General features: G+C 67.5%; 1 protein-coding gene and 1 tRNA gene. Both read left to right on the plus strand.

The features are described 5' to 3' along the window. Nucleotides 1-646: type III pantothenate kinase (locus G7A99_RS21420; RefSeq protein WP_163143938.1), on the plus strand; the 646-nt coding region annotated here is incomplete at its 5' end. 45 nt (nucleotides 647-691) lie between these two features. Beyond that, a tRNA-Thr gene (locus G7A99_RS21425) sits at nucleotides 692-767 on the plus strand. The last annotated feature ends 181 nt before the right edge of the window (nucleotides 768-948 follow it).

The following is a 948-nucleotide window of genomic DNA, read 5'->3' on the forward strand; positions in this document are numbered from 1 at the left end:
CCGCGCGGCCATCGAGGCGGGTCTGGATGGGCTTCCGGCCCCGGACAGCGCCGCCGCGATCTCCGTTGCCGCCCCGGGGCGGATTGACGAGCTCGCCAGCGTGTGTCGAGAGGCCTTCGGCCTCGAGCTCGAAGTGGTCTGCACGCCGACGGAAGGCGGCGGTGTGCAGGTCGCCTATCACCGCCCGGTCGAGCTGGGCACGGACCGGTGGGCGGCAATGGTCGGTGCGCTCGCGCATGGCTGGCTGCCGGCCATCGTCATCGATTGCGGGACGGCCGTCACCATCGACCTGCTGGGCGAGGACGGCCGTCATCACGGCGGCATGATACTGCCCGGCCTGGGCACCATGCGGCGGTCGCTGCATGCCGGTACCCACGGCCTGCCCGCCGTCTCCGACGGTGCGCTGCCCCTGCTCGCCGACAATACGGCGGACGCCATCCGAGCTGGCACCTTCCATGGCCTCGCGGCAATGATCGGGGGGCTGGAGGCGGTGATACGGCGTGCCCATGGCGAGGAGCCGGCCACTGTCATCACCGGCGGCGATGCCCCCGCGCTGCGCGGGCATCTCCCGGGGCACGTGGAGTTCGCGCCGCAGCTCGTCCTGGAGGGGCTGGCGCATTACCTGGACATGCGCGACGCAGAATGACGTGTTTGCCTGGCTTTTGCCGAGCCACTATTATCTAGCGTCCAGGCTGGCGTAGCTCAGTTGGTAGAGCAGCTGATTTGTAATCAGCCGGTCGCAGGTTCGACTCCTGTCGCCAGCTCCAGTCAATCAAGGGACTTATGGAACGCTCGCCCTCACAGGCGGGCGTTTTTTGTGGGCGGCTGTCCACACCCTGTCTACGATATGCCAATGGGTTCAGTCGCACCGCATCCCCCAGGTGATCCAGCGCAGAGTCGGCATAGCGCATGGTCATGCGAATTCCGGTGCCGTTGCACCACCAGGGT

It is taken from the genome of Arhodomonas sp. KWT (genome assembly GCF_010993615.1).